Annotated in this window: 23 protein-coding genes; 12 read left to right on the forward strand and 11 right to left on the reverse strand. The window is 62.4% G+C overall.

Annotation, left to right across the window (positions count from 1 at the left end; translation table 11 throughout):
- Window positions 1-282: 282 nt before the first annotated feature.
- Window positions 283-1,209, reverse strand: coding sequence for a DMT family transporter (locus ASF00_RS08190; RefSeq protein WP_082463304.1), 927 nt, complete (start codon window positions 1,207-1,209; stop codon window positions 283-285).
- 248 nt (window positions 1,210-1,457) lie between these two features.
- On the opposite strand from ASF00_RS08190, the gene ASF00_RS08195 reads away from it, so the two are divergent.
- Window positions 1,458-2,339 (forward strand): LysR substrate-binding domain-containing protein, encoded by an 882-nt coding sequence (locus ASF00_RS08195; protein WP_055876841.1) that lies wholly within the window; start codon window positions 1,458-1,460, stop codon window positions 2,337-2,339.
- A gap of 232 nt (window positions 2,340-2,571) precedes the next feature.
- Here ASF00_RS08195 and ASF00_RS19155 read toward each other — a convergent pair whose 3' ends face one another.
- The 4 genes from ASF00_RS19155 to ASF00_RS08205 form a co-directional block, all read right to left on the reverse strand.
- Entirely contained in the window at window positions 2,572-2,694 is a 123-nt protein-coding gene (locus ASF00_RS19155; protein ID WP_268795092.1) for a hypothetical protein, read from the reverse strand.
- Between the two features lie 51 nt (window positions 2,695-2,745).
- Complete coding sequence (locus ASF00_RS17940; protein ID WP_082446296.1) at window positions 2,746-3,633, reverse strand: SGNH/GDSL hydrolase family protein; 888 nt, start codon at window positions 3,631-3,633, stop codon at window positions 2,746-2,748.
- A 39-nt stretch (window positions 3,634-3,672) separates the two neighbouring features.
- Window positions 3,673-3,864 carry a hypothetical protein gene (locus tag ASF00_RS08200; protein ID WP_055876845.1) on the reverse strand — a complete coding sequence of 64 codons (192 nt, stop codon included), beginning with the start codon at window positions 3,862-3,864 and terminating at the stop codon, window positions 3,673-3,675.
- 96 nt (window positions 3,865-3,960) lie between these two features.
- On the reverse strand, window positions 3,961-6,192 hold the full coding sequence (locus ASF00_RS08205) for a beta-glucosidase (RefSeq protein ID WP_200910504.1): 2,232 nt from the start codon (window positions 6,190-6,192) through the stop codon (window positions 3,961-3,963).
- A 91-nt stretch (window positions 6,193-6,283) separates the two neighbouring features.
- On the opposite strand from ASF00_RS08205, the gene ASF00_RS08210 reads away from it, so the two are divergent.
- Entirely contained in the window at window positions 6,284-6,943 is a 660-nt protein-coding gene (locus ASF00_RS08210) for a TetR/AcrR family transcriptional regulator (protein ID WP_082446298.1), read from the forward strand.
- A gap of 211 nt (window positions 6,944-7,154) precedes the next feature.
- Here ASF00_RS08210 and ASF00_RS08215 read toward each other — a convergent pair whose 3' ends face one another.
- On the reverse strand, window positions 7,155-8,297 hold the full coding sequence (locus ASF00_RS08215; protein ID WP_055876850.1) for an FAD-dependent monooxygenase: 1,143 nt from the start codon (window positions 8,295-8,297) through the stop codon (window positions 7,155-7,157).
- 81 nt (window positions 8,298-8,378) lie between these two features.
- On the opposite strand from ASF00_RS08215, the gene ASF00_RS08220 reads away from it, so the two are divergent.
- On the forward strand, window positions 8,379-9,029 hold the full coding sequence (locus ASF00_RS08220; protein ID WP_055876853.1) for a TetR/AcrR family transcriptional regulator: 651 nt from the start codon (window positions 8,379-8,381) through the stop codon (window positions 9,027-9,029).
- A gap of 73 nt (window positions 9,030-9,102) precedes the next feature.
- Window positions 9,103-9,348 (forward strand): hypothetical protein, encoded by a 246-nt coding sequence (locus ASF00_RS18400; RefSeq protein WP_156348244.1) that lies wholly within the window; start codon window positions 9,103-9,105, stop codon window positions 9,346-9,348.
- 434 nt (window positions 9,349-9,782) lie between these two features.
- On the opposite strand, the gene ASF00_RS08230 is transcribed toward ASF00_RS18400, so the two are convergent.
- The 4 genes from ASF00_RS08230 to ASF00_RS08245 all read right to left on the reverse strand — a co-directional run bounded on the left by ASF00_RS08230 (window position 9,783) and on the right by ASF00_RS08245 (window position 14,746).
- The gene (locus ASF00_RS08230) at window positions 9,783-11,189 is read right to left on the reverse strand and encodes an efflux transporter outer membrane subunit (RefSeq protein ID WP_055876861.1); all 1,407 of its coding nucleotides are present in this window, start codon (window positions 11,187-11,189) and stop codon (window positions 9,783-9,785) included.
- A complete protein-coding gene (locus ASF00_RS08235; RefSeq protein WP_055876866.1) occupies window positions 11,186-12,352 on the reverse strand; it encodes an HlyD family secretion protein in 1,167 nt (388 codons plus the stop codon). The genes ASF00_RS08230 and ASF00_RS08235 overlap by 4 nt, the downstream gene beginning before the upstream one ends.
- A gap of 4 nt (window positions 12,353-12,356) precedes the next feature.
- Window positions 12,357-13,973 carry an MFS transporter gene (locus tag ASF00_RS08240; protein WP_055876871.1) on the reverse strand — a complete coding sequence of 539 codons (1,617 nt, stop codon included), beginning with the start codon at window positions 13,971-13,973 and terminating at the stop codon, window positions 12,357-12,359.
- A gap of 65 nt (window positions 13,974-14,038) precedes the next feature.
- Window positions 14,039-14,746: a TetR/AcrR family transcriptional regulator gene (locus ASF00_RS08245; protein ID WP_082446300.1), complete on the reverse strand. Its 708-nt coding sequence runs from the start codon at window positions 14,744-14,746 to the stop codon at window positions 14,039-14,041.
- Between the two features lie 52 nt (window positions 14,747-14,798).
- Here ASF00_RS08245 and ASF00_RS08250 point away from each other — a divergent pair, with 52 nt between their 5' ends.
- The 3 genes from ASF00_RS08250 to ASF00_RS08260 all read left to right on the forward strand — a co-directional run bounded on the left by ASF00_RS08250 (window position 14,799) and on the right by ASF00_RS08260 (window position 18,500).
- Window positions 14,799-16,118 (forward strand): NtaA/DmoA family FMN-dependent monooxygenase, encoded by a 1,320-nt coding sequence (locus tag ASF00_RS08250; RefSeq protein WP_055876875.1) that lies wholly within the window; start codon window positions 14,799-14,801, stop codon window positions 16,116-16,118.
- Between the two features lie 26 nt (window positions 16,119-16,144).
- Window positions 16,145-16,849: a nitroreductase gene (locus ASF00_RS08255; RefSeq protein ID WP_055876878.1), complete on the forward strand. Its 705-nt coding sequence runs from the start codon at window positions 16,145-16,147 to the stop codon at window positions 16,847-16,849.
- A 622-nt stretch (window positions 16,850-17,471) separates the two neighbouring features.
- Window positions 17,472-18,500, forward strand: coding sequence for an alpha/beta hydrolase (locus ASF00_RS08260; protein WP_055876880.1), 1,029 nt, complete (start codon window positions 17,472-17,474; stop codon window positions 18,498-18,500).
- A gap of 46 nt (window positions 18,501-18,546) precedes the next feature.
- Here ASF00_RS08260 and ASF00_RS08265 read toward each other — a convergent pair whose 3' ends face one another.
- Window positions 18,547-19,428, reverse strand: a complete 882-nt coding sequence (locus ASF00_RS08265; RefSeq protein WP_055876883.1) for a LysR family transcriptional regulator — start codon at window positions 19,426-19,428, stop codon at window positions 18,547-18,549.
- A 161-nt stretch (window positions 19,429-19,589) separates the two neighbouring features.
- On the opposite strand from ASF00_RS08265, the gene dctA reads away from it, so the two are divergent.
- From dctA to ASF00_RS08290, 5 genes are all read left to right on the forward strand, one after another.
- Window positions 19,590-20,906, forward strand: coding sequence for a C4-dicarboxylate transporter DctA (dctA, locus tag ASF00_RS08270; RefSeq protein WP_055876886.1), 1,317 nt, complete (start codon window positions 19,590-19,592; stop codon window positions 20,904-20,906).
- 37 nt (window positions 20,907-20,943) lie between these two features.
- Window positions 20,944-22,107 (forward strand): mandelate racemase/muconate lactonizing enzyme family protein, encoded by a 1,164-nt coding sequence (locus ASF00_RS08275; RefSeq protein WP_055876890.1) that lies wholly within the window; start codon window positions 20,944-20,946, stop codon window positions 22,105-22,107.
- A 94-nt stretch (window positions 22,108-22,201) separates the two neighbouring features.
- Window positions 22,202-23,701: an alginate export family protein gene (locus ASF00_RS08280; protein WP_055876894.1), complete on the forward strand. Its 1,500-nt coding sequence runs from the start codon at window positions 22,202-22,204 to the stop codon at window positions 23,699-23,701.
- A gap of 36 nt (window positions 23,702-23,737) precedes the next feature.
- Window positions 23,738-26,011, forward strand: coding sequence for an NADP-dependent malic enzyme (locus tag ASF00_RS08285; protein WP_055877267.1), 2,274 nt, complete (start codon window positions 23,738-23,740; stop codon window positions 26,009-26,011).
- Window positions 26,008-26,823: a 2-keto-4-pentenoate hydratase gene (locus tag ASF00_RS08290; RefSeq protein ID WP_156350675.1), complete on the forward strand. Its 816-nt coding sequence runs from the start codon at window positions 26,008-26,010 to the stop codon at window positions 26,821-26,823. Before ASF00_RS08285 ends, ASF00_RS08290 begins: the two co-directional genes overlap by 4 nt.
- Window positions 26,824-26,990: the final 167 nt, after the last annotated feature.

The raw sequence follows: 26,990 nt of genomic DNA on the forward strand, positions 1-26,990 counted from the left end.
GCGATGCAACGTTCACGTTAATTGTCGTGAATTTGCGGACGGTGCTGTGTCGCCAAACATGTGTTTTACGTCACTCCAAATTTCCCGTTTCCCCATCAAAATTCGCGATTTCGAGAAATTCGATTCGGGAACAGATTTTGGGAAAGGGAAACCCGCCTGTGGCCGTCAGCTCGATTGGCAGTGCCGCTTCCCCCGCCCCACGTTCCTTTTTGGGAACGCAGATATTGGCAGAAACGCCCAGAGCCGGACATTGGCCGGTGTGCGACAGATATGTTTGAGTGGTCAGATCGACGCTTCACCTTCGGGGAGCAATGGATCGCCGCGCAGTACAGCGATCAGACAGCCGCTGACAATTAGGACCGTTCCCGCCAGCGTTGTCACCGTTAGCGTTTCGTCGAAGAACAACCATCCGGCCATAGCTGCCCAGATGAATATAGTGTATTCCATCGGTAGCAGTACTTGCGCTTCTGCTCGAGCGTAAGCCCACGACGTTAGCAACAGCGATACGACCGCGAAGCCGGCCGCTGCCACGATTGCGCTCCATTGCCCGACACCTTCAGGCAGCGTCACGAAAAAAGGGGCACCAAGTGACAGAAACGCAAGCACAAAGGCGTTCTGAAACGCCGCGATCTCAAGCGGCTTTGCCAACTGCGCTTGGTGGCGAGCCATGACCAGATTGATTGCATAGAGTACGGCCGACCCTAGAATAGCTCCCGCGCCCCACCATGCCTGCTCTTGGACGCCTTCCCCAAGGCGACCGGAAAGAATTACGGCAACGCCGAGCAGGCCAAGTACCGATCCGGCGACGGCGCGTAATCCGACCGGCTCCCTCAGAAAGAAGGCAGCCAAGCCCAAAGCAATCAGCGGGGCAACAAACGATAAAGCTACAGCCTCTGCAAGAGGTAACTGCGTGATACCCCAGAAGAAAGCGACTCCCATGACGGCAACGACCAAGCTTCTTGCCGCGTGCAACTTAAAGACTGATCTGGTCGGCCATTCATTCCGTTGCGGAAGATATAGCGAGCTCGTGATGAAGACACCCGCCGCCATACGCCAGAATAAGGCTGAGTAGGCACCAATCGCCAGCCCCAATTCCTTCATTAACGTATCCATCCCGGCGTACATGCTGACTCCGAGGCAGGCGGCAAGGATGGGCAAGCCTAGGGAGGTACGCATTGGAGAGTAGGAAGGCGCTTGGAAGGTCGGCATCAGCCGCGGGTCCGCGTTCTGCGGCGCCAAAATCCCGCCGATCCCATGTTCCTCAGGCGGATCACAATACGAGCTATGCCGGTCGACAAATCGGCGCTGAATTGCGCTTGATGGTCAGCCCACTCCTTCGAAAGCCAGTCGTCCATGGTCTGCTCCAATGCTGTGTCTTGGAACGCAACTAGGGTCGTGGCAGCGGCCCGACTAACCGAATAGTGGACGCCGCTTATAAGCCGTCTTATTCAACAAGAATGAGACGACTGCCCCCATTACCAGCTGTAAGGGCGTTCGAAGCGGCGGCCCGGCATGGCACGTTCAGCGCCGCCGCGGGTGAGCTCGGCATCACCCAAGCGGCGGTCAGCTACCAGGTTAAAGTGCTCGAGGAGCGGCTCGGTGCGCCCTTATTCATCAGGGCCGGACGGCGGGTGTCGTTGACGCCTCCTGGCGCGCGCGCTGCTGGCCGATTGACCTTGGCCTTGGACGAGATCGACGCGGCGTTCCAGGAGTTGCGCGGCGATGACGATGCCATCCTTCGGCTTACCGCAACAGCCACCATGGCGAATGGCTGGCTCGCGCGCCATCTCGGTCGCTTTCAGGCTGAGCAGCCCGGACTGGACATCCGATTGGACGCGACCGACCGCCTTGTCGACTTCGCCGCCGAGGATATCGACATCGCGATCCGCTCAGGCCGCGGCAATTGGCCGGGATTAGCCGCGGACCGCTTGTTCGATCTGGATTTTGCGCCGGCGTGCCACCCATCGCTAGTCGCGCACCTCTCAAAACCGATCGCGCCTTCCCATGTGCTGCGCCTGAGGCGGCTAAATCCAGGCGATCACTGGTGGGACGTTTGGCTGAGGGCGCAAGGCTTGACGGCGCACACCATTCCCGTGGCCGGCATACAGTTGGACTCTCAGAACGCCGAGGGTCAGGCGGCGCTTGCCGGACATGGTCTGGCGATGCTGACGCCGGCTCTCTGGCGGAGGGAGTTAGCCGATGGTCAACTAGTCATGCCGTTCGACCATCTCGCGACCGAGGGCGAAGCCTATTGGATTGTCTGCGCAGCCGGACGCCGCAACACCCGGAAGATCGCGCGGTTTAGACGCTGGATATTGGACAGCATCAATCTTGCTTAAGCGGGATGTCCGCTTTCCTGCCCAACTCGGACATTCCCGAAATTCGATCGATTTCGGGAATGCCCGTGCCGTCTCGCTGGCCGTTCCCAATTGGGGGGCGGTGACACCCTGCGGCCTGAACCGGTTACGGAGAGCCTTGTCTATTAGGCCATGGCATGACACGCCGATCGAGCGGACGGAGATAATGCGAGGCGACACCCGATCTCCGAACCGCGATCGGGTGTCACGGTCGTTACTGGGTCGCGACCGGATCGCCGACCGACCAGGCGAGCCCGGGACCACGATCAAGTGCGGCCAGCGTCTCCATGTCCGCATCATCGATGGTGAAGCCATCGAGCGCCAGATTCTGCTTCAATCGATCCGCGTTCAGGCTCTTGGAGGTCAGCCAAGCCGATCCACCAAGAGCCTATGAACGTATCTGTGTTATCGTTGCGTCTAGAGCCCGAGCGACGGCTGCCATCCCGTCAAGGTTCGGGTGGTAAGGCACGAACCGGGGCTGGCCGGGCAAAGGGAAACCGTTAATCCATGGCGTAGCACTGCATGCGTCGTGGCCGCTCGATAGCGACGACGCCCGCACCAAAGTTGCGCCGCTCGAACGGGCAGCAGCAGCGGTCGCAACTGCTAGCCGATTTGCGATATTCCGGGCAGCATCTGCCTTTCCGGTCGACATTGGCGTTGCGGCGCATCGTCCGCTCGAGGGAAGCACAATGGGGTAATCGATGAAGACAAGCCGCGCCCGAGGTGCGCGAACACGTACTTCGGCTGCGATGCGTTCCATCGATACGGCAAGATTGCGCCACGTATGCTCGGTAAGCTTTGGCGGTTTAGGGCACTTGCCGCCAAGCAGCTGCTTCCCGATACCCAACTGGCGGCATGACGCCGATCCCAGCAAAGTAACGAAGCCGACGTCGTTACCGCCGATCGTGACGGTCACTAGGCTTGTCTCGGGAGTGATGGCATCGATCTGAGCCGGCGTGTCGCTCGACGCGGTAAGTATATCGTTCGTGGTTGCGCCGCTGCACGACACGTCGATCAACGTTAACCCCCGTTTGCGGGCAAACTGATGCGCGTAATTGTTGGTCGAGCGGGCGCAGCGGGTGTTGGCGTCGACCGGATCGGGTATACCGGGTCCTGCGGCATATGAGCTGCCCATTGCCACGTACCGTGCTTTAGGCGGCAAGGGCGTTGAGGACGTCTGGACGCTAGTCGAACCGGCGATGACAACGGCCATCCCCATTGCCCCGACGATGAGCAATTGCATGCTTTCGTATCCGAACAAGATGAAGAGAGACAAAAGCCGGCGGTTGGCTTTTACACAACCGCCGGCATGATTTTAGTCTGCGACCGTGCCTACGACGGCACCACCGGCACCACCCACAGCCGCGCCTTTTTCAACGCTACCTCCAGTGGCAGCGGCCACACCGGCGCCACCCGCCGCGCCGACGCCCGCGCCCTTCAAGGTTGAGCAGGCCGACAGGCCGCTCACAGCAAGGGTCAGGGCGGCAAGAGAGATGATGGTCTTCATGGTCAATATCCTTTGGTTGGTCGTTATCGATCGTGGGTACGATGATCAGGTTGATGCCGTGGCGTTAGGCAGTCCTTCGGGACCGGCAGACAGGCGTCAGGGCGCTAATGTCGTTGCAGGAAGTTCAAGTGTCGCCCGGATACCCGGATCGATTGCGGTGCTCGCCAGCCGCACTTCGTAGGTGCCTGCCGCGATCCGCCACATGGACGCGTCAGCGTCATACCGTGCCAGAAGACGAAGGTCGATCTGCACCTCGATCTGCTCGCTTGCGGCCGGGGCAAGATGGACGCGGTGGAAGCCGACCAGGCGCGAAACGAATCCGTCCGTGCCGGGGAGCGCGACATAAACCTGAGGCACGGCAGTACCCTCACGGTCCCCGATATTCGTTACCGAGAAGGCAGCGGTGAGGCTGCCTTTGTAGGCGTGAACGGACAGGTCGCTAGTTCGGAAGCTGGTGTAAGACAGGCCGTGTCCGAACGGGAACAACGGCTTCAGCTCCTGCCGCGCATACCAGCGGTAACCGACGTCGGACCCTTCGACATTATAATCGACATGGAACACGCCGCCCTTTGGTTCCATGCCTGGGTTCGATGTCGTTGTCTCGGGATCGCGTTGCTCGGGGTGCGGCAGCTGATTGACGCTGGCGGGGAATGTCACGGGCAGGTGTCCCGATGGGTTGATCCGTCCGAACAACACGCCCGCGATCGCTTCGCCACCACCCGACCCTGGATAGAACGCGGCGATGACGGCGGACACTTTTTCCAGCCACGGCATCGCGACGGGACCACCCGATTCCACGACGACGATCGTCCTTGGGTTGGCGTCCGCTACGCCGTCGATAAGTGCGTTCTGGTCATCCGGCAGATCGAGTCCCCGCATATCGAGCCCTTCCGAGCGCCATTCCTCGGCGAGGACGATGACCGCATCAGCCTCGCGCGCTGCGGTGATGGCAGTAGCAAGATCGTTACCGTCGAGAAAGTCGACGACGGCCGCATTGCCCTCCGCTCTGATTGCAGTCAGCGGCGAGGAGGGGTGGTAGACCTTCTCCATCTCTGTGCCCATGAACGACAGGCCGTCGGTCGACAGACTGCCGACCGGCGCCACCGTGGAGGATCCTCCACCAGCCAGCACACCGACATCGGCATGCCGGCCGATAACCAGCAGGCGCTTTGCCCCTTTTGCGAGTGGCAAGGCATCGCCTTCGTTCTTCAGTAGCACCAGACCGCGTTCGGCCGCGCGCTGGGCGACCAGACGGTGCGCCATATAGTCGATCGGCGCTCCCGGCTGGGGTGGGCGATCAATGACGCCGATCGCGTAAAGGCTGCGTAACTGGCGCCGAACCATGTCATCGATCCGCGCCTGCGGCACCTTGCCCGCTTCAACGGCCGCACGGAGCGGAGCGCCAAAGTAGGGTTCGGGATCGAGGCTGGCGCCCGACTGCACGTCAAGTCCGGCAAGCGCCGCCTTGACCGTGGAATGGGTGGCACCCCAGTCGGACATCACCCAACCTGGATACTGCCACTCGCCTTTGAGGACCGTGTTGATGAGGTAGGCATTTTCCGACGCCCAATCGCCATTGACGAGGTTGTAGCCCGGCATCACCGATCCCGGCTTTCCGATCTCGATCGCAATCTTGAAGGCAAGCAGATCAGACTCGTGCATGGCGGCCGGGGACAGGTCGGAGCTGACCAAGACCCGCCCGGTCTCCTGCGCGTTTACCGCGAAATGTTTGACGGTGGCGACGACACCCTGAGACTGGATGCCGGCGACCGAGCTGCCCGCGATGACGCCGGTCAATAAAGGATCTTCGGAGACATATTCGAAGTTGCGCCCGCCGCGCGGCTCGCGGATCAGGTTCGCGCCGCCTGCTAGCTGGACGTTAAAGCCCTTCGCACGCGCTTCCTGTCCGACCAGCGCCCCTGTCTCATAGGCACCCTCGGGATCGAATGCGGCCCCCAGCAGCAGCGAGGACGGTAAAGCGGTTGCGTTGTCGCCCGGCCGTACCCCGCCCAGATTGCTGATCCCGAGACTGGCGTCGGTCTGTTGCTGAGCTGGAATGCCGAGGCGAGGAATAGCCGGATAATATGCGGCCGAACCCAACGCTCCTGCCGGCTTCTGCACGTCACCGACGGGAATTGCCATCGGACCAGATATCCACGCAAACTTCTCGTCCTGCGTCATCTGCGCGACCGTTTTGGCCGCGCGCTCTTCGGGCGACCCTTTCGCGCCTGTCGTCAACTGTACGTCAGCGCTGGATTTTGCGGACGCGTGCGGTGGCATCGACGGTAGTGCAACGCAAGATGAGGAAGAACGGATCTCGGCAGGCATGATAGACTCCAGCAAGTACGCCGCTAAAAGATACCATGGGTATCTTTAGTTCCGCTACTAGGTCGATAGTTCGTACCTCGTCGTGTAATCGATGATCATGACTGAAGATCGATCGACGCAATCAATGGAAGGATCGAAGCGGAAGCGAGGCCGGCCGAGCGAGGCCGAACGCCGCGCGATCGATGAGCATGTCATCGATGCCGCCTTTGCAATATTCCGTGCGCAAGGGTTTGACGCTACGAGAATGGACAAGGTGGCCGCTGCAGCCGGTATCACCAAAATGTCGCTGTATCGGCGCTTTCCCGGCAAAGGCGAACTGCTGGCCGAAGTGATCGAGCGCCAGTCGGCGCAATTGCAAATCGACATCCCACTACCGAAAGCGATTGCCGACCCTATCGCCGGTATCAAGGTACTGATGTGGACCTATAGGGAACGGATCGGCGCTGACAAAATGCTCGCTCTTCAACGACTTGCGTTAACAGCGTTGCCGGACGCCTCGGTCCGCAGAGCCCTGGCTGACGTACGCGCCCGCTATGTCGCGCCGGTTGATGTGCTAGTCGACGCTGCAAAGGCATGCGGCACATTGCCTCGTCTGCCGACGGAGGAACTGCGCGAAATTCTGTTCGACCTGCTTGTCAACGACGCTGCGTCGCTGCCGTTGCACGGTTATTCGTCAGTTGACGACCAACGCCGCGTCTTTCTCCAGCGCTGGAGCGTCCTCGAAAAAGGGCTCTTGCGAGTTGATACCTGAGTGCTTTTGCCGTGTTATTCGTGGTGACTCATACATGCGCGCACCCCAAAGGCACGAGCTAGATTACGTACGTCAGGTCGTCGCTAGTCCAGACGCGTCTAAAGAGGTCGAGATCTTCGGCCTTAGCCCTTTTCTCCTCGAGCGCGACCTCACCATCTCATGCGACAGCGACGACGCTAGCCGGTAGGTGGCGCCGCGCCGTGCGGCAAGCCTACATGTCCATCTCACCCGCCAAGAGCTTGCGATCACGCTCTGCAAGCTCGGTCTCGTCGGCAGGAAGCATCATGGCCAAGCCTTTAGTGGCGGCGCGCTCCTGAACCTCTTCGACGAACGGCCGCAACTCGTTTTCGTAATGGCGAAAGGCCGCACCGTGATCGTCGGGATACCGCTCGAGCGCGTCCGCTAGCCGGCCCGCGCCAATGATCGCCATCGAGCCGCCAAATCCTGCAAGCGGCGAGACGCAGTAGCCCGCGTCGCCGACCAGGGTCACACGACTGCGCGACCAGCAGGGCATCCTGATCTGATTGATCCTGTCGAAATAGAAGTCGTCGTCCCCGTCCACGCTGGCGAGCATTGCCGGCACCTTCCATCCCAAGCCGTCAAACTGATCGTGGATCAAACGACGTAGCTGGCTCCGATCGCGGTAATCGTAGTCGATCTCGCCGACCGTTCGAAAACCGAAGCCGATATCAGTTCGATCGTCATAGCCGTTGAGCATCGCCATGCGACCGGGCACGTTGAAGAGCTGTGACATATTGGCAGGAAGCAACCCGATGTGCGGCACCACCTTCAGGAAGAAATAGCCGCCCATGAAGTAGGTGAACTGCTCGCCCTCGCCAAAAACGAGCTTGCGCGTGTTGGACCGGTTGCCGTCGCACCCGAAGACCAGAGCATAGTCGCGCCGGTCGCCGTTGCTGAAGCTCACCGACACGCCGTCTGTGCCCTGGTCGAGCTTGACGATCGATTGGCCGAACAGGATTTCGACCCTGTCCTCCACCGCGGCAGACAGGATATCGAGCAGATCATCACGGTGGATCTCGTATCGTTCGTACGCCGCTGGTTCGGTGCCGATACCGATCGATCCCAAGGTGGCGTCATCCGCGTCCTTGAACTCGAAGCCCCCCGGGGGCAGCGCCTTAGCGCGCACCGCATCTGCAAGTCCCATGCGACCCAGGATTTCGATCGTCTCTCCTTCGATATCTACGGGCGTGCCGCCCCGCCGCAGTTCAGATGCCGTTTCGACGATCGTGACGTTGTGCCCGAGCCGGTGCAGCCAGTAGGCAGTAGCGAGGCCGGCAAAGCTCGCGCCACTGACGAGCGCGGATTTGTGGTCTGCTTTGATCGTTGCTGGCATGACGGTTGACGAGTGCATAGGAACGGCCTCAGAATTGGATACGCTACAATACTATACTGGGTATATACCTATGTTCAAGCTATGACTGGACCGACTTCAGACCGGCGAACGCGCAAGAGGCTCGTGACCCGACAGGCGATATCCGATGCCGCCACGCGCCTGTTCATGGAGCGCGGCTTTGACCGGGTGACCATCGACGAGATCGCGGAGGCGGCCGATGTCGGACGCATGACGGTCTTCAATCACTTCCCGCGAAAGGAAGACATGTTCTTCGACCGCGAGCAGGAGGCTCATGATGTCGCTTTCGAGGCCATCAGGTCGCGCTCACCGGGCACGTCGCCAATCGGGGCCCTTGGCGAGCTTGCCCATCGCATGGCCGACCAGCGTGAACCGGCCTTCCCACTATTTGCGGATACCAAAGCCTTTGTTGAGACGGCACAGGCAAGCGAGGCGCTGAAAGCTCGGGCACGGCAGATGCGGGACGACTTTATCCGCGCTCTGGCGGTTGTCTTGGCCGAAGCTGCGGATCGCTCTAGCGATGATGCCGATGCCTACCTTGCTGCCGGGCTTATTACCTCGGCGTGGAGCACCGCTTTCGTACGTTCGCATGCTAAAATGAGCGAAACGGGCGACCTTGATGCAGCGAAGGGCACTTTCCTGGCTTTAGTCGACCGAGGAGTGCGCGGGACGCATGCTGCTCTGTCTGATACACCTTACGCCGCAGGATCTTGACGCTTAACCCACTGTTCCTAGCCTGAGACCCACTTCCTAACTCCGGCCATTCGTCATATCGATAGCGGCTGTAGTGCCGCGCACGCGCCGGACGATCGCGCCGTTCCCGAAAAATGGTGTATCGGAAAAGCAGACCGAGGCAGCCTATGGCGCCTCGGTTGTGCGTGACCGTCCCGCCTTGGTGACCAGATCGACAGCGTTGTTGATGCGCCGCGATGATGCTGCATCCAGTTGTTCGCTCTCGTCACCGATCGATGCACGCATTTGGTGGGGGACAAACACCATGTCGATGAACCGATCCGCAATCTCCGACGCCTGATAGATCCGGTATGGCGCAGCGTCTTACCCGACAATCGCCTATGCAACGCACGCGATGCCGCCATCGCGGCCGATCCGGTCCACCAACCGGGCAAGATGAGGCATCCCGGTGCAATGGTGACGAAGACGCGCATCAGGGCGGCCGCGTATGGCATCAACTGATGCTCGAGCCGACTATAGCCCGACGCTCGCAGCCGGTCCTGGACCGGCAGATGCCAGTCGCCATCACAGCAACTACCGAGTTGCATGCTCATTACCGACCGTAGCGGATTGCCCCTGTTGCTGGCGCCAGGAAGATCCGGGACGTGACGTCACGCACGCATGCGCGCCATGTTTGACGCCACCGTGCGGCGCTGGGCGCGGGAAGCGGGGACCTGCGTGCTCGGCGTCGCTGATGATGCGCTTAATACCAGCAAGAGCTGCCGGCCGCATCCTTCACCGACTGACCGTCGCGGCGGGCGGGGGCGACGCTCCGCCCGCCCACCCGCCGCCCAGCGCCGCCCATAGCTGGATCAAATTGGTCAGTTGCTGTTCCCGGACTGCGATGGCGTCCAGATCGGCCTGGAACAGGTTACGCTGGGCATCGAGTTCCTCGATATAGGCGGCATAACCGCCGCGATAGCGATCTCGGGCGAGGACAAGCGAGCGTTGCAGGATTGCACGACGCCGGTTGACGCGGTCCGCCTGCTCGCGCAGCCGGCGTTCGCCGGACAGGGCGTCCTCCACCTCGCCGAACGCGGTCAGGACCGCACCGCGATAGGCGAACGCCGCCTGATCGCGTTGTGCGGTCGCCACGTCGAAATCTGCGGTCAGCCGCCCCCCGGCAAAGAGCGGCGCCAGCACACTGGCCCCTGCATTCCACAACGTCACCGGGTTCCAGCCGAGGGCGTCGCTGAACAACGCACCCGCCGATCCGGTCAGCTGCACGTCGGGCAGGAACTCGGCGCGGCGCGATGCCAGCACGTGGTCAGCGGCGACCAGCGCATATTCGGCGCTAACCAGATCCGGCCGTCGACGCAGCAGGGTCGAGGAAAGACCGGCGGGCGTGGCTGGCAGGGCGACGCGCGCCAATGCCCCCCGTACGATCGGACCGGGCAGGTCGCCAGTCAGCCGGCGCAGCGCATTCTCCTGCACCCGCATCGCCTGTTCGAGCACGGGGATGGTCTGCGCCACCGCCTCATATTCCGACTGTGCCTGCGTCAGCTCGAACTGCGAACTGTAACCCAGCCGGGCGCGGTCGCTGGCGATGCGCAGCGCTTCGTCGCGGCTGGTCAGCGTGTTCCGGCTAACCTCCACTTGTGCTGCGAGTGACAGCAGGGTCACATAGCCGCGCACGGTCGCGGAGATCACCGCGAGGCGCGCTGCGTCGCGGTCTGCCCGGCTGGCGATATAGCGAGCGCGCGCAGCCCCTTCCAAATTACGTACCCGCCCGAACAGGTCGAGGGTCCACGCGCCCGCAAGACCCGGCTGTACCGAAACGCTGCGGGCCGACCCGCCTGTCTGGCCGGGTGCCTGCTGCACCACGACGCCAGCGCTGGCGTCGAGCGACGGCAGGCGCGCTGACCGCGCCTGCCGGGTTAACGCCTCCGCCTCCTCGACGCGGGCGACCGCGGCCAACACGTCGGTGTTGTTGGCAATGGCGCGATCTACCAGCGGGGGGATGGCCGGGTCGCCGAGCAGCCGCCACCAGCCCCGATCGGCCACCACGGTCGCCGCGGTCGGTGTGTCGCGCCACGCTGGCGGAGGAACCACTGCGGCCGAGATCGGGGCTGGCCGGATCGTGGGCGCACATCCGGACAGTATGATCGTGGCGACGCCCGCAAGGATCGACGCGCGCATCATCGTTCCTGCTCGCGCGGCGACACCGCCCCGCCGGTATCGACCTGCGCAACCACCGACATGCCCGGCCGCAGACGACGGGCGAGTGGCTGGCCGGGATCGATGCGGATCCGCACCGGAATGCGCTGGACGATCTTGGTGAAGTTGCCGCTAGCGTTGTCCGGACGCAGCACACTGAACTCCGACCCGGTGGCGGGCGCGATCTGTTCGACGTGGCCGCGCAGGCGCGCACCGTCGAGCGCATCGACGCGGAAGCTGGCAGGCTGGCCGATCCGCATCCGCGCGGTCTGCGTCTCCTTGAAATTGCCGACCACCCACAATTGCTCAGGCACGAGGAACATGAGCTGCGATCCCGCGGCGACATATTGGCCGACGCGTACGGACGCCTCGCTGATCTGGCCGTCGCGCGGCGCGCGGATCAGTGTGTTCGACAGGTTGATCCTGGCAAGATCGACCTGCGCCTGCGCCTGTTGCAACGCGCCTTCCAACGCGGCGCGCGAAACCTGGGTCGACCGTATCGTTTGGCGCTGGCTGTCGATGTTTGCCTCACTGCGGATCACGCCCGCCGCTGCGGCCAATCGGGTCGCACGCACCTGATCGCGCTCGCGCAGCGACACGGAGCCACGATCCGCCAGCTCGCTGACCCGCAACAGGTCGGCATCGGCGCGGACCAATTCGGATTGCGCCTGTTGCCGGTCGGCGATCCGGGTCCGAAGCGTCGCAGCATTCTGCGCGACCGTCTGGTCCCAGTTTGCGAGTTCGGCCGTGGCGATCTTCAACTGCGCCTGCGCCTGGTCGAGCTGCTGGCGATAGATGCGGTCGTCGATCCGCAACAATAGCTGCCCGCGCTTTACCGGCGCGAAGTCGCGCACCAGCACATCGGTGACATAACCGTTGACCTGTGGCGCCATCGCCGTGATCTGGCCGCGGACATAGGCGTTCTCGGTCGTCCGGTCGTCGCTGGTGAACGGCCACAGCCGCCAGGCGTACAGCACGACAAGCGTCCCGATGACGAACACGATCGCCATTGCGATGACGGCGCGCCGGGTCGGGCGGATTGTCTTCGGCGGATCGTCCGGCGCGGACGAGGTTGCGTCCGTCATCGGCTCGGCCGGTGTGGCACCATCGGTGGTTTCACGGTCGAGCGTGGTGCGGGGATCGGTCATCGGATCATACCGTTGCGGAACTGGCGGAGGCGGAAGTACCGGCCGCGGGTTGGGTTGTCTTGCGCGCCGCACGTGTCGTGACGGCGACGCGGTACAGCGACCAGAGGAGGAAGATCGTGGCGACGATGGCGTTCAGCGTGAACACGTCGTTGAATGCGCGGACATGCGCTTCGCGCGTCGCGGTCTGCGCCAGAAGGCCGACGCCCTGTGCCTGACGACGCACCGGATCGGTGATCTGCGCGGCATACACCTGCCCCTGCTGGGCGAGCCGCTGCGCCACCACCGGGTCGCCGGGGTCGAGATTGGCAGTGATCTGCGCCGAATATTCGTGCTGCCGCACCTGCTCGAACGTGCCGTACAACGCTGGGCCGGCGAGACCGCCGATCGACTGCGTCACGGCGAACAGCACCGAGAAGGTGACGATATGATCCGCCCCCTTCGACAGTGCCTTCATCACGCCGGTCAGCAGCAGCGGCCCGATGAAGAGGCCGGATGCGATCGCCAGCAGCAACTGGCTGACCATCATCGTCTGCGGCCGGGTATCGCTGGTCGCGTCGTTGTCGATCAGCGATCCAATGATGATGAGCAGGATCGCGCCGACGAACTGGACAGGCATTGTCTTCGGCCCGAACGTCACCGCCGATACCGTCATCCCAAGCAGCAGGCCCGCGAGCATGACGGCGTAGAACAGTTGCAACTGGTCCGGTCCCATTCCCAGCGTGCGGAGCAGGCCGGTCGCGGCATAGCTCTGTTCGGACAGCAGCAGCCGCATGGTCAGGGCACCAATCGCGAAGCGCAGCGTGTCGGCGGTGCCGAGCCAGCGCGTCTTGACCAGCGGGTTGCGGCGATGATGCTCGATCATGAACGCCACGATGAACAGCCCCAGCGCTGCGATCAGCGCGAACGCCATCCAAGGCTGCTCCGTCCACCATTGCGTTCGCCCCTGCGCCAACACCGCACCGACCAGCGCGAAGGCGGGCGCCATCAGCGCGAAGGTTAGGAAGTCGAGGCGCTCGAACGAGGCGATGCGGATGCCCGGTGGCAGCTTCAGTGTCACGCACGCGGCCAGCGAACATAGCGCGAGTCCGAACTCGAACAGGTACAGCGTCTGCCATTCGCCCAGATCGAGGAGTGCGGGCGAGATCAGCCACGCGACCGGCGTCCACACCTGCGACAATCCCAGCGCGACGCATAATCCCTTGCCCAGCTTCGCCTTTGGAAACGCCTGCAACACATAGAAGAAGCCAAGGACGCTCATCGGCGCGGCAGCGAACCCCGCCACCGCGCGGACGAGGATCGCCATCTCGTAACTTCGGATCATCAGATACAAGATCGTGATGGCGATATACGCCAGCAGGCTGCACTCGGCGTAGCGGCGAATGCCGAATTGCTGGCGGCATTTGAACAGGATCAGGTTCGACGAGACGTTCGTCATGACATAGGCGGCGGGCAGCCACGTCCCCTCGACCGGGGTCAGGCCCAGCGCCCCCTGGATCTGCGGTAGGTTCGCAGAAATCAGGGCATTGCCAAGGCCCCCGGTCGCGCTGACCAGCACGCCGACCAACAAATATGACGCGCGCAGAGCGGGGCGATGCCGCGGGGTCGATGGCGACCCAGGCATTGAAGGCTTCTCATCCTCCTCCCACGCGGGGATCGGTTCGAGCGGCTGAAGTTGCATGGTAAAGATCAGCGGCCATCGGTCAGCGGGTGCGCGGGGTGGTGCTCGCCGATGTTGCCAGAGCTCCCGACATCGTCTGCAGACCACCCATTGCGGAAAAGGTTTCGCAGCCGGTCCTGCGTGTCGGTACGCGCCGACGTTCGCCCGCTCGCCCACGCGACTGCGAGTGATCCAAGGAAGATATCCGTTGCCGAAGCCGTTGCTTGGGCAAAGCCGTCACGTTGCGCGGCACGCAGGAAAGTATCAGTGCTTTCGATGATCCCGTCGCAAGTCGATTTGAACGGCGACGCTGTCACAGACCAGCCCGCACGCAGGGGTTCTGGCAGGCCGTCATAGGCGCGCATCCATTCGCCCAGCGCGTCAATCCATCGTTCCAGCACCTTTCCGCTGTCGCCGCCCGTCGCCACAATCGCTGCCTTTTCCCGATCGAGGCGCTCATGATGTGGTGCAAGCAGCGCAAGCAACAACGTGTCGCGCGTCGGAAAATGACGGTACAGCGTCGCGTTGCCCACGCCCGCAAGCTTTGCGATCGCGTCAATCGACACATCGACGCCGCCCTCCGCGATCGCACGACCGGCTACCTCGAGAATGTGCGCGCGGTTCTGCAACGCATCCTTGCGGGGCATTCGCGTGCTGGGCGACAACGTCACGACATTCTCCTTGATAAACAGGGAGTCTCCCCATATCTGATTTTTCGAAACGGGGGTAGTCCCCATTAAACTTTATCGGCTGCCCGGCGAGGCGTGGCCGGCAGGATCGGAACCTCCAATGTCCAAGAAACTGCTTCTCGGGATGGTGTTTGGAAACGGCTATGGCGCACAACCTGGGGCATGGCGGATGCCCGGTGTCGATCCGACGGGCTTCACCAATTTCGACACGCTGGTTCGCTATGCGCAGACGGCTGAGCGGGGGAAGTTCCAGTTCCTCTTCATGCCCGACTTCCCGACCCTGAAGCCCAATACCGGTACCGATGCACAGCAATTGAACATCGAGCCGATGATGACTCTTGCCGCCGTCGCGCGCGGAACGGAGCGGATCGGCATGGTCGCGACCGGCTCCACGACGTTCAACGAGCCGTTCAATCTGGCGCGGCAGTTCAAGGCGCTCGACCTGATGAACCATGGTCGGACCGGCTGGAACGCGGTGCCGACCAGCGACCCCGCGATCGCCGCCAATTACGGCCGCGCCCTGCCGCCACGCGGCGAAAAATACGAGCGCCTGCACGAATTCGTCCAAATCGTGCAGGCGCTGTGGGGAAGTTGGGGCCGTGATGCGTGGCTGCACGATCAGGCGTCAGGGCGCTTCGCCGACATGGCGCAGATTCAGCCAGTCAATTTGCGCGGCCGGCATCTGGCGACCAGCGGCCCGCTGGCGTTGCCGGCGTCCGAACAGGGCCAGCCGGTGATCTTTCAGGCGGGCGGTGGCGATCAGGGGCTGGAAGTCGCCGGACGCTATGCCAGCGGCGTGATCGGCGCGGTGTTCTCGATGGAAGACGCCAAGGCACAACGCGACGCGCTGCGCGGCGCGGCCGAACGCGCAGGTCGCGATCCGGACGAGATCAAGTTCTTCGCCGGGCTGATGACGACAATCGCACCCGACCGGCGGGCAGCGCTGGACCGCCGGATCGCGATGTCGGGCGCCAGCTTCGAGCAACGTATTGGGTACCTCGGTCAGATGATCGGGCTGGCGCTTGAACCGTCGCAACTTGATCAGCCACTCAGCGCCGCGCAGCTCTCCGCCGCTCGACCGTCGCCGCAGGACCCGCGTGCCGGAAATGCGCTAAAGATCGCTAGCGAGGGCTGGTCGCTCCGCGACGTGCTGGCGCACGGCGTCATCGATTATCATCCAATGATCGTCGGGCCCGCGGTCGAGGCGGCCGACCACATGCAGACATGGTTCGAAGCGGATGCCTGTGACGGCTTCTGGCTGTGTCCGGACGTCTTTGAAGACGGCCTGCCGAAGCTGGTCGACGAACTGGTGCCGATTCTTCAGCAGCGAGGCCTGTTCCACGACGACTACGAAGGGACGACGCTGCGCGATCATCTCGGCGCGCCCGCGCAATATGGCCGCGACCCGCGCCTGAACTGAATGCTTGATGTTACAGCGAGGTATCTATGACTGACACTCTATCCATTACTACCCCCGACGACACCCAGTCATTCCAGCAGACAGTTCGGGGCCGGCGATCCTATCGCGGTTTCCTCGATCGCGTCGTCCCCGACGACGTCTTGGCCGCAGTGCTGCAGGATGCGCAATGCGCGCCATCGAACTGCAATACCCAGCCATGGGACGTGCATATCGTCCGAGGCGCGAAGCTGACTGATCTGTCGCGCATCCTGCACGCGAAGAACGATGCGGGCGAGTTTACCGGCGACTTCTCGTTCGACATGGGGGCGTTCTACGGCTGCTATGGCGATCGCAAGAACGCGCAGGGCAAGGCCTATTACGAGGCAATGAACGTTATGCGCGAGGACAAGGATGGTCGCCGTCGTGCCGCAGCTAAAAACCTGTCCTTCTTCGGTGCACCGCAAGTCGCGTTGATGTTCATGCCCTCGTTCGGCGATGACGTGCGCACCGCGGGTGACATCGGCATGTACGGCCAGACGTTCCTTCTGTCGCTCGCGGCGCGGGGTCTAGGCGGTATCCCGCAGACGTCGCTAGGGTTCTATGCGGGCACGATCCGTGAGTTTCTGGGGATCTCGCCTGACATGAAGATGCTATTCGGCATGTCATTCGGCTACCCCGACGATGATGCGCCGGGCAACCGGATGCGGATGGGCCGCGTGCCAGTCGCCGAGAGTGTACATTTTCACGACTGATCCGGTTGGGCGGCTCGCCTATGGTTTTTAGGCTGTTAGCAAACACTAGGCAGGCCGCTATAATTGAACAGTTACCAGCCGGACTTGGCCCAACGAGACGCGCACGGCAGGGACAGCTATTAAGGCTACGGTCAAAGCAGAAGCGAAGACGAAAAGATAATCGCTAGGACATGATCATTCGCGGCGGTGAATACGTTTGCCTCCGCGAGGTCGACACGCTCCCCCTCCCTCAGCCAAACACCGCCGGCCACGGCGTTTGGCATTCCGGACGACGTTTCGGCAAACAGGTATGCGCGAGGACCAAGTTTGCAGCGTGATCGACGCAAGGTGCTTCGAGAGTGGTGCCGTAGCCAGATCGCGCATCATAAAGCGCTCACGCAGATACATGTCGTGGGGGCATTCCAGTGACCGACAAGATAAACAAAATCGCGATGTGCGATACTATAGCCTCGTGTGCTGATGTCAAAAGTATCACGGGCAAGATGACAGGAAAATTAGAAAACATGCGCCATGCCTAATCCGATCCATTCTCTTTCCAGATTACCTCGATTGATGAGCGAAGCACTTTAGGAAGATTCTTATTGAACTTGTTTTAGTCTTATTTTCTCGAAAGGAGTAGCAGATGAACCGGGCATGGTTGACGACAACAGGATTTCTGGTGATGGGATTAGCCGGGAGCAGTACCGTATTGGCGAGAACAGTCCCAGCTGGCCAAGTTGCGGGTCCACAAACGATCCGGGTCGAGGTGACGACCGGGCAGGTCGATACGATTGGGGGGGTGATCTATTCGCAGGTGAAATCAACGCGTGCGATGCGTCAGCTCCGGATGACCGTACTGGTGCCGCGCACCGAAGATCTGAAGCCGGCGATCATTTATTTCCCCGGCGGTGGCTTCATCTCTGCGGACTATGAGAAATACAGCGAGATGAGGACGGCGCTGGCGCGCGCGGGTTTCGTCGTCGCCGCAGCGGAATATCGCGTCGTGCCGGACAAATTCCCGGCGCTGGTCCAGGATGGCAAAGCGGCGGTCCGTTACCTGCGCGAACACGCGGAGGAATACGGCATCGACCCGGCGCGCATCGGCGTGATTGGTGACTCCGCCGGCGGCTATGTCGCCCAGATGCTCGGGACGACCAATGGCGAACGCACCTTTGACAAGGGCGACTTCACCGACAAATCCTCCGACGTTCAGGCGGCCGTATCGTTGTACGGGATCTCCGATCTGCGCAGTATCGGCGAAGGCTTTCCCAAGGCCGTGCAGAAGGTCCACCAATCACCCGCAGTCACAGAAGCGCTGTTGGTCAACGGCACGGCCTTCGGAACGTTTCCAGGTGCAACGATCAACAGCGATCCCGAAAAGGCTCTCGCGGCGAGTTCGATGGGGCATATGCAGGGCAAGAAGCCACCCTTCCTCATCATGCATGGTACGGCCGACACGCTGGTATCGCCCATGCAAAGCAGGCACCTGTACGACGCTCTCAAGGCCGGCGGAAACAAGGCCGAGCTTATTCTGGTCGATGGTGCGGGGCACGGTGACATCTACTGGTATCAGACACCGATCATCGATCGGGTCGTGACATGGTTCAAAAACACACTGGGTGGCCCGATCAAAGGAGCAGCGAAGCCAAAGGCGCGTGACGCCAACCTGTAAACCTGAACAGCAGCCCCCGCCGCGCCCCGTCCGCCTGCGGGGGATTTCAGTTCCCGCAGGCGACCGACCAGAGAGCCTCCGAAATCTTCGACAATGACGTGGTGGGCCGCGCCAGCGTGATGGCGATCTCTGTCCGGTAGGTTTCGTCTGCGGCATAGGTGATCTTGCCCGCCGCCAGTGCCGACGACGCAAGCGATAGCGGCACCCACGCCACTCCAGCCCCGTCGACCGCCATCGACAGCAGCGCTGCGGCGAGCCGGGACTGCAGAACTGTCGCCAGCGGGGGCTTCACGCCTCGCGCTGCCCAATCTGCATGGAGGATCCGGCCGAGCCCCGATTCTGGGCTGTAGGCCAAATAGGGGACTTCGGCCTGATCCAGCGTCCATCGCGGCTGCCCCGCCCCATCCGGCTGACAGATCGGCACCAGCAGATCGCTTCCGATCTCGACACGCAGGAAATCTCGCGTGTCGAGCGAGGTCTGAAGGAGCTGGTGATGGTGGGACAGCAGAAAGGAAGCCTCGCCGCGTTGCATCATCCGCTCACACGCCTGAAGGCTATCGGACTTCAAATTGATCGGCTCATGCGGCGCATGTTCCACAATCCAGTGCGGGAAAAACGAGAACGACAATGCGTGGGTTGCAGCCACGGTCAGAACGGCTCCCGTTTGGTCTGCCACTTCCAGCGCCGAAGTGCGGGCACGGTACAGATCGCGTACGGACACCTGAACATAGCCTAAGAACGTCTCGCCAGCAGGACTGAGAGCGGTTCCAGCCGTCGTTCGGGTGAACAATGTAGCACCCACCCATTGCTCCAATGACCGGATTCGCCGGCCGAACGCGGGCTGTGTGATATTGCGACGCTGCGCCGCGCGCGAGAAATTGCGCTCCTCCGCGAGGGTCAGGAAATCTTCCAGCCAGTCTAAATGCACGGCTTACCTCGCTGCTGTCCCGGAACCGGATCAGAAAGGTGCTTTATGCCGAACGAGCATAAACGGCAACCGTATCGGCATTTGATCCCGGTGCTCGCAGAGCCGACAAGACCGGCACAAAATAAGAAAAATCGTTTTAGCGAGAGAGCCGGAGAGAAGCCATGGCGCGACGCCTTCTAGGCCAGTTATACGTACAGGTACTGATTGGCATTGCCATCGGTGCGCTCATCGGGGTCATATTCCCCGACGTAGCAGTAATGCTTCAGCCGCTTGCCGATGCGTTCATCAAGCTCATCAAGATGCTCCTTGCACCGATCATCTTCGGCACCGTGGTGCTCGGGATCGCGAAGATGGGGAACGTCAAGGAAGTCGGCCGCATCGGCGTCCGGGCGCTGATCTACTTCGAGATCGTCTCGACGCTGGCGCTGGTGATCGGCCTGGTGGTCGTCAACGTGATGAAGCCAGGCGTTGGCATGAACATCGACGTTTCGACACTGGATGCCAGCGGTATCGCGAAATACCAACCTGCTGCCGGCGAGCAGCACGGCGTCGTCGATTTCTTCATGAACATCATTCCCAAGACGATGGCTGATGCCTTCGCGCAGGGTGCGATGCTGCAGATCATCCTGATCGCGGTGCTCATCGGCTACGCACTGGTTTCGATCGGTAAGCGCGGCGAGCCACTCATGGCGGTGATCGAGTCCCTGCTTCAGACGCTGTTCCGTATCGTTGGGATGGTCATGAAGCTGGCGCCTATCGGCGCTGGTGCCGGTGTCGCGTATACCATCGGCAAGCACGGGCTCGGCTCACTTTGGGGCCTCGGCCACCTGATGCTAGCGGTCTACCTCACCTCGATCATCTTCGTCGTCTTCGTGATCGGCAGCGTCGCGCGCTGGGCTGGCTTCCCACTTCTTCAGTTCTTCCGCTACTTCAAGGACGAGCTGCTCGTCACCTTCGCCACCTGCTCGACGGAAGCCGTGCTGCCGCGGATGATGACGAAGCTGGAGCGCCTCGGCGTCGCCAAGCCTGTCGTCGGCCTGGTCCTGCCGACCGGCTACACGTTCAACGCAGACGGCACCTGCATCTACCTGACGATGGCGGCGATCTTCATTGCGCAAGCAACCAACACGCCGCTGACCCTGTGGCATCAGATCGTCATCCTCGGCGTGCTGTTGCTGACGTCCAAGGGGTCGGCGGGCGTTGCGGGCGGAGGCTTCGTCACGCTGGCGGCCACGTTGTCGACCTTTCCCGACATCCCGGCAGCGGGGCTCGTCCTGCTACTCGGCGTCGACCGCTTCATGAACGAGGCGCGCGCCGTCACCAATCTCATCGGCAACGGTGTCGCCACCATCGCGATCGCGAAGTGGGAGGGTGCACTCGACGCCGAGACGGTGCGGACCGTGATCGCGGAACAGAAGGGCGAAGTACCGCGCAGCATCACCCTCCATCCCGCCGGCCCCACCGAAACCCATTCCTGATTACCACCCACAACCATAGATCCAAGAGGAGCAAAACATGCGCATCATCGACGTCTGCGAAATCACGCAGCCCATCTCGTCCCCCATCCGCAACGCCTATATCGACTTCAGCAAGATGACCGCCAGCCTCGTCGCGGTCGTCACCGACGTGGTTCGCGACGGCAAGCGCGTCGTTGGCTACGGGTTCAATTCGAACGGTCGCTATGGCCAGGGCGGACTGATCCGCGAGCGCTTCCGTGACCGGATACTCGAAGCGGCTCCGGAAAGCCTGCTGGACGACAATCGCGACAATCTCGATCCGCACAAGATTTGGGCGGCAATGATGACCAACGAGAAGCCCGGCGGCCACGGCGAACGCTCGGTCGCGGTCGGGACGCTCGACATGGCGATCTGGGATGCGGTCGCGAAGATCGAGGGCAAGCCGCTGTTCCGCCTGCTGGCCGAGCGCCACGACCGCGAGGCAAACCCACGCGTCTTCGTCTACGCGGCTGGCGGCTATTACTACCCTGGCAAGGACAACAGCCAGCTGTGTGCGGAGATGCGCGGTTATCTGGATCGCGGCTACAACGTCGTGAAAATGAAGATTGGCGGCGCTTCGATCGACGAAGACCGTGGCCGTATCGAAGCGGTCTTGAAGGAGATTGGTTCGGAAGCACAGCTCGCCGTGGACGCCAACGGGCGCTTCGACCTCGAGACCGGCATCGCCTACGCCAAGATGCTCCGCGAATACCCGCTGTTCTGGTACGAGGAGATCGGCGATCCGCTCGATTACTCGCTGCAGGCGGCGATCTCGGAATATTACCCTGGCCCAATGGCGACCGGCGAAAACCTGTTCTCGCATCAGGACGCCCGCAACCTGCTGCGTCATGGTGGTATGCGTCCGGATCGCGACTGGCTGCAGTTCGACTGCGCTCTGTCTTACGGGCTGGTCGAGTATCTGCGCACGCTTGAGGTGCTGAAGCAGTTCGGCTGGTCGCCGTCGCGGTGCATTCCGCATGGCGGTCACCAGATGTCGCTCAACATCGCAGCCGGCCTCGGGCTTGGTGGCAATGAGAGCTATCCGGACCTGTTCCAGCCCTATGGTGGGTTCCCGGACGGCGTGAAGGTGATCGACGGCCACATCACGATGCCAGAACTTCCCGGCATTGGCTTCGAGGGCAAGTCCGACCTCATCAAGGTGATGCGCGAACTCGCGGAATGACGTGGGCTCGGCAGGGCGGCACGACTCCGCCCTGCCGATCTTCCAGCAGACATATGACCGGCTTGGCATTGACCGGTCGGCGGAGAGGTACGGCATGAACCGGCTATCGCTACTGCAGGGCTGCGGCCTTGCGATCGTAGGCTTGAGCGCCACGCACCACGCTTCCGCACAGGAGCAGCCTCCGTCTCAGGTCGAGGCGCAGAACACGCAGGTGCCGGCGACACCGGTCGCCACCCCATATCCTGACGCAGCTGCCGGCGACGGCAATACGCAGCAGGGCTACAATCCACTGCGTTGGGCTGAAGATTGGCGCAGCATGCGCGATCCAGCCAAGCGCGACGACGTCTTCGACCGTTTGAAATACATCCCGATTGGTTCGGACGACGTGTACCTGACCCTGTCGGGCGAACTGCGCACGCGCGTAAACTACTTCTCCAACCCGCAAGGCCGCAAGTCCGAGCATCAACGCCAGGACAGCTACCGCATCTTCCTCGGCGCCGACCTCCATCTGGGCGAACATTTCCGTGCGTACGGCGAACTCGCGCGCGGGCCGATGGATGGCAAGAACATCGGTTCGCCCTCGGGCACGTTGTCGAACAAGCTGCTCGTCCAGCAGGCGTTCGTCGATGGCACGTGGCAAGTCGGCCAGACCGATGTCGGCGCGCGTGTCGGCCGACAGGTCTTCATCGATGGCTCGAACCTGCTGCTGGCGAACCGCGACAATAACACGGTGCAGACCAGCCTGACCGGTGTGCGGGCATGGGCGCGCGGATCGACGCTGCGCGCCGACGTGTTCGACCTTTACTACACAACCTACGGCAATGGCGGCCTCGGCGATGACCCTGTCGATTGGGGACGCCGCTTCAGCGGGGTTACCGCGGGCATCGTCCTTCCAAAGCATCTGTTCGGTGGCTCGAAGCTGTATCTCGACCCGTTCGTCTGGCGTCTGCGCAACCGGGCGGTTACATGGGGCGCCGAGACGGCACGCGAAGAGCGGACCTATGTCGGCGCGCATCTCTGGGGGGAAGCTGGACCGGTCACGATCGACTGGACCGCCAACCATCAGGGCGGCAGCTATGGCGGCCGGGATCTCGATGCGTGGCAGGTGCTCTTGGCCGGGACGTACCGCCTTGGCAAAGCGAACACTGCTCCCCGTCTGGGTCTTCACTTCGACTATGCAACGGGTGGCGGTGCCAATGGGCAGGGGAAGCTAAGGAACGCGTTCGCGCCCTACGGCAACAATATCTACTATAGCTATCAGGGCTATCTGACCCCAACCAACCTGGTCGCTATCGCGCCTAGTATAACCGTCACGCCTGCCAAGACCGTGCGCGTGACGGGCGAGTACCAGTTCACCTGGCGCGAGACGACGAGCGATGCCGTCTACCGGTCGAACGGGACCCCCTTTGCGGGCACGGCCGGCATGGGCGGTCGACGGACTGTCGATGTCGCACGGCTACAAACGATCTGGACCGTCAGTCCGCGGCTGTCATTGACCGGCCGTCTTGAGCACGCTTTTGCCAAAAACGGTCTGACCGCGGCGGGATACCGGGACTCGTCCTACGCCGCCTTGTGGGCGAGCTTTCGCTTCTAACCGGCCAGCAGAACGCAGGAAATTGACCTTATGAGCATCGACGACGACTTCCGGCAGGCAGCGCTCGATTACCACCGCTTTCCCGTTCCGGGGAAGCTCGGCGTTCACGCCACCAAGCGCATGGAAACGCAGCGTGATCTCGCGCTGGCCTACTCGCCTGGCGTCGCCGCTGCCTGCGAGGCAATCGCCGCCGACCCGATTACCGCGCGCGACTATACCGCGCGCGGCAACCTCGTCGGCGTGGTGACCAACGGCACGGCGGTGCTTGGACTGGGCAACATCGGCCCCCTCGCATCCAAGCCGGTGATGGAGGGTAAGTCCGTCCTGTTCCGTAAGTTCGCGGGCATCGACTCTTTCGACATCGAGGTCGATGCGACCGATCCCAAGGCATTCTGCGATGCTGTGGCCGCGCTCGAGCCGACATTCGGCGGAATCAACCTCGAGGACATCAAAGCGCCCGAGTGCTTCGCGATCGAAGCCGAACTCCGGCGCCGCATGAACATCCCTGTGTTCCACGACGACCAGCACGGCACCGCGATCGTCGTGGCGGCAGCCGTTCGCAATGCTTTGCTGCTCCAGGACAAGCCGATCGAGGATGCAAAGCTGGTAACCTCCGGCGCGGGCGCTGCGGCCCTTGCCTGCGTGGATCTGCTTGTCGCACTCGGTCTGCCGGTCGAGAACGTCACGCTCACCGACATCGAGGGCGTCATCCACGCTGGGCGCAGCGGCATGCTGCCCAACATGGCGCGCTATGCCCGGCAGACCGATGCCCGTCTGCTGGCCGACGTCATCGCCGGCGCGGATATCTTCCTTGGCCTTTCTGCGCCCGGCGTCTTTCGCCCGGAGTGGTTGCCGCTTCTAGCGCCCAGGCCGATTATCCTCGCTATGGCCAACCCCGAACCCGAAATCCGGCCGGATTTGGTACGTGCCCAGCGACCGGATGCCATCATCGCCACCGGCCGCTCGGACTTTCCCAATCAGGTCAACAACCTGTTGTGCTTCCCCTACATCTTCCGCGGTGCGCTCGACTGCCAGGCGACCGAGATCAACGAGGCGATGAAGGTCGCCGCGGTCGAGGCAATAGCCGGTCTGGCGCGCATGGAGCCGGATGAGGTGGTGGCGAACGCCTATGGCGGCGAACCGCTGTTGTTCGGGCCGGATCATATCATTCCAAAGCCGTTCGATCCCCGGCTCATCCTGGAGGTCGCGCCGGCGGTTGCCGAAGCCGCGGCGCGAACCGGCGTCGCGCTCGCGCCGATCACCGACATGACCGCCTATCGCAGCAGTCTCGCCCGACACGCCTATCGTTCGACGCAATTGATGATGCCGGTCTTCGAGGCAGCGCGCACGCGGTCGCAACGGGTCGCCTATGCTGCAGGCGAGGCCGATGCCGTCCTGCGCGCGGCGCAGATCGTCGTCGACGAGCGGTTGGCCCACCCCGTCCTGGTCGGGCGACCCGGCATCATCGAACCGGCCATCACGCGTCTGGGTCTGCGCATCCGCCCCGGCGTCGATGTCGAGATATTCGATCCAACCGGTGTCGAGGACGTGCATGCACGGCTGGGCGACGCGTATTGCGACTTGGTCGAGCGCCGCGGCGTACCTCCCGCTGCTGCACGCAAGCGTGTCCGGCAACAACCCAGCGTTACCGCAGCGATGTTGCTACGCCTGGGGCTGGTCGATGCTGCGCTGTGTGGCACGCCGGCCGACTGGTGGGAGGAAACCCGGCAGGTTCTGGAGATAATCCCCCGATTGCCGAGCGCGACCCGCGCCTATGCGCTGACCGGGCTGATCCACGATGGCGGCACGTTGTTTTTCGCCGACACGCATCTCAATCCCGATCCGACCGCCGAGCAGATCGCGGAGCTGACGTTGATGGCGGCTGACCAGATCCGCCGCTTCGGGATCGTGCCCGCAGCGGCATTGCTGTCGCATTCCAATTTCGGGGCGTCGGGCTCGCCTAGCGCCCGCAAGATGCGCGATGCTCTGGCGATTGTGCGGCAACAGGCGCCCGATCTCGCCATCGATGGCGAGATGCATGCCGACAGTGCGCTCAACGCCGCGATCCGGGCAAGAAGCGTCAGTCGATCGACGCTCGACGGGGCAGCCAATCTTCTGGTCATGTCGTCGCTCGACACCGCCAACGTTGCACTGACGCTCGCGACGTCGATCACCCGTGGGCTGCCAGTCGGCCCAATGCTGCTCGGCATGTCAAAACCTGTGCACGTCCTCGTTTCTTCGACGACAACGCGCGGCATCGTCAACATGACGGCCTTGGTTGCCAGCGACAGCGTGCAGGTGGACGCTTGAGGCAGGAACAGGAACGTCTTCGGATGCAATATGCGGCTTCAGGCATCGCCGACGCCTTCGTCGCGGCTCGTCGCGATGGCACGGCTATGTCGGCCTATCCCGGCGGGCTACCGCAAACGCTGGCCGACGCCTACGCTATTCAGGCGCTCGCTATCGATCGATGGTCAGACGCGATCGGCGGGTGGAAGGTCGCTCGGATCAATGATCCCTGGCGGGAGCGGTTGCACGCCGACCGGTATATCGGCCCGATATTCGCCCGGACGATCGTCGATGCCGGTTTCGTCTCCAAGGTCCCGGCATACGAAGGCGGAAGCGCAGCGTTCGAGGCGGAAATCGCGCTTGTCGTAGGCAGCGATACTGATCCCGAACGGCTGTCATGGTCGCTCGAAGATGCACGATCGCTGATCACCGACGCGCGTCTCGTGATCGAGGCGGCAAGCAGCCCCCTCGCCTCGATTGCTACGCTTGGCCCCCTCGCCGCCATTACTGCGTTCGGGAACAACAGCGGACTGATCCGGGGACCATCTGTCGATCTCAATTCGCTACCAGGTGGGTTTGCGGAGGTGACCATCGATGGTATGTCCGTCGGCCGATCGCCGCTTTGGGGCGATCCTGATGGACCGCTACCGGCATTCGTTTTCGCGCTCGAACGTGCGGCTTCACTTGGCTATCCGTTGAAGCGGGGCCAGATTGTCAGCACTGGCGCGTTGACCGGTGTCCATAGGGTAGTCATCGGTCAGATGTGCTCGGCCCGATTTGGCAACCTCGCTACGATCGACTGCGTTGTAACATCACGGCCAGCGAACCAATAAATCGCGATTACAAAGAGCCCGGCCGTGGCGGTACTCTACCTCCAGCTTAAATCGGACACCTGGCAAACCTAAAGCTTCTCGAAATCGCATTCCTTTTGGGAAGCCGGTAGCGGCCCAATGTCTGCTATCGTCCCTCACCTTTCCAAAAGCTGATTGTCAGCTTTCCT

It is taken from the genome of Sphingomonas sp. Leaf34, from assembly GCF_001421805.1.
Taxonomy (GTDB): domain Bacteria; phylum Pseudomonadota; class Alphaproteobacteria; order Sphingomonadales; family Sphingomonadaceae; genus Sphingomonas.